This is a genomic window from Sandarakinorhabdus sp., from assembly GCF_031422795.1.
In the GTDB taxonomy this organism is placed as follows: Bacteria; Pseudomonadota; Alphaproteobacteria; order Sphingomonadales; family Sphingomonadaceae; genus Sandarakinorhabdus.
The window spans coordinates 1-4,599 of record NZ_JANPML010000068.1; the positions used below are offsets into that span (position 1 = coordinate 1).

A 4,599-nucleotide genomic window follows, 5' to 3' on the forward strand; every position below is an offset into this window, starting at 1 on the left:
GAGCCAGCCGCGGTCATCGCCCTCCCTCCCTTGCTGCGCTCGTGCCGATTGGCTGCACCCGTTGAAATCCTGCTTGTTCGCAACTGCAGCAATATCTCTAAACCGATGTGCCGCAGTTGCAAATCATGCCACGCCGGGCAAGATCGCGGCGTTACACATTTGCAACAGGGGGCAAGGATGCGGGTGCAGGCGATGATGCTGGTGGCGGGTGTGCTGGCTGCTCAGTCTGCAGCGGGGAGCGCACAGGTCGTGCCGGTGGGGGTGGCGCAAGCCAACACGGCTGCGGCACTGACGCGGATCAAGGCCTTGAATCCCAAGCTGAATGCGGTGATCGCAGTTGATCCCGGTGCGCTGGATCAGGCGCGCGCACTCGATCGCCAGCGCATGGCGCGCGGGGCGCTGTTTGGCCTGCCGATCCTGGTAAAGGACAATGTCGACATGGCCGGGCCGCTGCCCACCACAGCGGGCAGCCTGGCCTTGAAAGACAATGTAACGGGCCGCGATGCGCCGTTCGTGGCGCGGCTGCGCGCGGCGGGCGCGGTGCTGATCGGCAAGACCAATCTTTCGGAATGGGCGAACATTCGTGCCGATGCCTCGATTTCGGGCTGGAGCGCGGTGGGCGGCCAGACCCGCAATCCGCACGCGCTGTCGCGCAACACCTGCGGATCATCGTCGGGCAGCGGCGCTGCGGTGGCGGCGCAGATGGTTGATGCCGCCATCGGCACCGAAACCGATGGCAGCATCACCTGCCCGGCCGCAGTGAACGGCATTGTTGGCTTGAAACCCACGGTCGGCCTGGTCAGCCGCACCCACGTCGTGCCCATCAGCCACAGCCAGGATACCGCCGGGCCGATGACGCGCGACGTGAAGATGGCAGCGCGGTTGCTGAGCGCCATGGCCGGCAGTGACCCGGCCGATCCGGCCACGAAAGACGCCGATGCGCGCAAGACCGACTATGTCGCCGGGCTTAAACCCGATGCGCTGAAGGGCGCCCGCATCGGCGTGCTGCGCTGGGCAACCGGTTGGCACGGCGGCGTGGATGCGCGTTTTGAAGCCGCGCTGGCGGTGTTGAAGGCGCAGGGCGCCGTGCTGGTGGACATCACGGCCAGCCCCAACCGCCGCGAGATCGGCCCCAACGAATTCATGGTGCTGTTGAGCGAGCTGAAGGCCGATCTGAACGCCTATCTGGCCACCACGCCGGCCACGGTCAAAACCCGGACGCTGGCCGATGTGATCGCCTTCAACAAGGCCAACGCCGCTGCCGAAATGGGGTTATTCGGGCAGGATACATTTGAAAAAACCGAATTGACCAAAGGACTTACGGACCCTGCCTATCTCAAGGCCCGCGAAACCTCGCTGCGACTGGCCGGCAAGGAAGGCATCGACAAGATGCTGGCCGATGCCAAGGTTGAGGCGCTGATTGCGCCGACTGCCGCGCCGGCCTGGTTCATCGATCCGGTGAATGCCGATCAGTCACCGGGTGGCGGCGCCGGCGGGCTGGCGGCTGTCGCCGGCTATCCGCACCTCACCGTGCCGATGGGCGGTGTGCGCGGGCTGCCGGTGGGGTTGAGCTTCATCGGCCCGGCCTGGAGCGAGGCGCGGCTGCTGGCGCTGGGATTTGCGTTTGAACAGGCGGCGCCAGCGATGAAACTGATCCCGACATTTGTGCAGACGGTTGAGGAATCCACTGATGTACAGAAGCTGTTTTCAGCGGCAATTCGTTAACCGAATCAATTGATTCGGTCAGAAGCTTGCGCTTGTGGAAATCGACGCAACAGTTTATTGTAGTTAGTGAGAATCAAGTATTGAGTAGAGAGCGTATTATGAAGATTCGGCAACAGAAGCGCGGCATTGTTCGGCGGGACTTGGGGAGCCAGCTAAACTTGGGGCGCAGCGGTGCGGTCGCCGCAGAGTTCGCGCTTATTGTGCCGCTGATGGCAACGATGATGTTCGGCGTGCTACAGTTTGGCTTTGCCATCTACACCGTCAATGCGATGGAAACCGCCGCGCGCACCGGTGCCCGCCAAATGGTGTTCGGCACCAATTTCGCGGTGGCTGAGGCCGCAACCCGCGCGGCGCTGCCGGGCTGGGTTGCAAGCGGTGCTACCGTCAGCAGCGTGGTCGATGACGATGGGCTGGCCCGGATGACGGTGACGGTTCCGGGATCGAGTGCCGCGATTCTGGGCCTGGTCCCCATGCCGGAGAATTTCACCGCTCATGTCGCGATGCCGCGCGTGAATGATCGCAGCATCGATGATGACGATGATGGCGACGATGGTGATGATGACGATGGTGATGATGATTGATGTCGTTGTGCTGATCGACGCCTGACCAGAGCGAAAGAACAGCAACCGACCATAGCCTGCTGGTTCCTTGATCGAAGCAGCATCAATGGGCAGATCGCATTTCAGCGAAAGCTGATCGCAGATTGTAGAACCGCCAAACCCGCTCATGCCGAGCTTGTCGAGTCACGCACCAAGGGTGGTCGGTGCCTCGACAAGCTCGGCGTGAGCGGCTCAGTTTGAATGCAAGCGGGGCCGGTGATAGTTCGCGGCCGCTGCTGGTCATCCGATTGCACACAGCCAGCTGAGTTCAGGCCATCAGGCAATTATTCCGGGGCCGCGAACTGCCCGGTTCACTTCACCAGCCGCACGAACGCATCACCCAGGCGACCGCTATTGGGACAGCGCATCACGATGCGGATGTCGTCATAGTCCGAATCAGTCCACGCCGGCTGCATCCAGTTCCCGCTAGCACCGGTCTGGTTGGGAGGACGATCCTCGAAACCGAAATACATGAACTTGCCCGGCTCGCACGGCCGGCTTTCACGGCTGCGGGTATTGCCGCGGTTTCGGCCCGAGGGAATGGTCGAATTGGAATTGCCGGGCGTGCATTGCGCCGAAGTATCGCAGCGCACGGTTTCAAGGATGTTCTTGCCCTGCAAATCAAACTGTTCGACCCAATCCTCAATCTGCGTATCGGTGAAATAGTTATGCTCGGCGCGGCCTGGCTGCACGCGGTTGATCGTGGCGTAGGGATTGGCCCACAGCTGCGGGTTGTTCTTGACGTGCCGGAAGTTGCGCAGGCGGATCGACAAGGTCTGACCTTCCTGCATGCAACGGGGCCAGGTTGGCGTTGTCGGGGGATTGGCCGCGATGACCCCGCCCGAGGCTTGCGCGATGTTGCTGTTGGGCGGCATATTGTTTGAGACCAAGGTCATCTGTGTGCGCCTTGACGCCGCCGGTCCCGTGCCCTGCGTGTCATAGCAGTAAACATAGATCTCGTTAAAGTCGCCAGCCTCGGGATCAAGCGTGCGACTTTCCGGCGGCTGATAGAAGACGTTCACCGGGCGGGCGGCAATTGCCTCCACCGAAATCTTTTTGACGTCATTGCTGAATATGCTGGAGAAAAGCTGGTTGACCCCGTTGCTGCGGCCCGGCGACCGTTCGGCGCGCACCCGCACGGCATTGGCATCGCTGCTGTTGTCGGGCCGGAACCCGTTGGCATTGTCATAAACACCCAGGGTCACATCGGCAGCCGTGGTCATGCCGGTATATTCGTCGGGCAGTTCGTTGCTGGTGAATTCCAGGGCCTTGGCTGTCACATCACCGGCACGTTCGATTTCGTCGGTTGCGGCAAGCGCGGCACCATCCACGGTGTTCTGCATGCGGTGGTGCACCATGTTGTACAGGCTGAAATCGACGCCCAGCGCCAGACCGCCGGCCATGACCGGCATCATCAGCGCAAAAATGGCGGCACTGGCACCCTGCCGGCCGGAGCGCAGCCGGCTCAGAAGGCGCTTGCGACGTGCATCAATCGACATAGGGAAGCTCCTGCTTCATCACCACAGTTGACGTGAGTTGCCAGGGCGCAATGCGTGTCAGCAGCGGCAATGGAGTCGCCTTGTCGGCGGCGATCGACAGCTGGACGTTGACCAGGTTGATGTTGGTATCGGACGGGTTCGACTGGCTCACCAAAACGGTGACGTCGTTGCGCGCCCAAGCCGGAACATAGTTTTGGACGGCGGTGCGCGCCTGGGCACTGGTCATACGGTTGACTGAGACGGTGCGCGCCACACGATTGGCGCCAAACTGCATCCCGCTGTACGCATAGACCACCGTGCCAAATTCGAACACGCCGAACAACATGCTAGTCAGTAGTGGCAGTATCAGTGCCATTTCTGTGGCGGTAGCGCCCTGCCTGGAGCGGAAAATTCCACTCAAAGGGCGACTAACACTAGTAAAATAAACCTTAAGCATACAAACCCTCCCCCATCTCCGAGAGACAGGAACTTATACGCAACACAGCGACCCAATAGTTGCGCTATATCTCAGTAACCAAGTCAGGAGTCAAATATTCGACTGTAACATTAGTGAATCATTGTTAAGCATTATTTAAATAGAAGAGCCGAACCGATGTATGCAACACGGTAAATCGCCAAATGGCAGGCGAGGGCAAGCGGCGCTCCAAGAACACCGCTTCTGCGATATCGACAGCCAGAATCGCGCGAATCACCCGCGAATCGGGGCGTATCCGCGTCTCGATGAAATAAACCGGGATCAAAAAGGAGGCCGCTAGACTGCGACCAAAAGACAGGCC

Annotated in this window: 5 protein-coding genes; 2 read left to right on the forward strand and 3 right to left on the reverse strand. The window is 60.7% G+C overall.

Translation table 11 applies throughout. From position 1 onward, the window contains the following. Positions 1–177 precede the first annotated feature (177 nt). Both RMO81_RS02810 and RMO81_RS02815 read left to right on the forward strand, forming a co-directional pair. Positions 178–1,725 carry an amidase gene (locus RMO81_RS02810; protein WP_310474213.1) on the forward strand — a complete coding sequence of 516 codons (1,548 nt, stop codon included), beginning with the start codon at positions 178–180 and terminating at the stop codon, positions 1,723–1,725. Positions 1,726–1,823: 98 nt separating this feature from the next. Then, positions 1,824–2,306, forward strand: a complete 483-nt coding sequence (locus RMO81_RS02815; protein ID WP_310474217.1) for a pilus assembly protein — start codon at positions 1,824–1,826, stop codon at positions 2,304–2,306. A 329-nt stretch (positions 2,307–2,635) separates the two neighbouring features. Here RMO81_RS02815 and RMO81_RS02820 read toward each other — a convergent pair whose 3' ends face one another. The 3 genes from RMO81_RS02820 to RMO81_RS02830 all read right to left on the reverse strand — a co-directional run. Continuing rightward, positions 2,636–3,823: a pilus assembly protein gene (locus RMO81_RS02820; protein ID WP_310474214.1), complete on the reverse strand. Its 1,188-nt coding sequence runs from the start codon at positions 3,821–3,823 to the stop codon at positions 2,636–2,638. Further along, entirely contained in the window at positions 3,813–4,259 is a 447-nt protein-coding gene (locus tag RMO81_RS02825) for a pilus assembly protein (RefSeq protein ID WP_310474215.1), read from the reverse strand. The genes RMO81_RS02820 and RMO81_RS02825 overlap by 11 nt, the downstream gene beginning before the upstream one ends. 124 nt (positions 4,260–4,383) lie before the next feature. Beyond that, the coding region (locus tag RMO81_RS02830; RefSeq protein ID WP_310474216.1) for a hypothetical protein at positions 4,384–4,599 on the reverse strand (216 nt) is incomplete at its 5' end.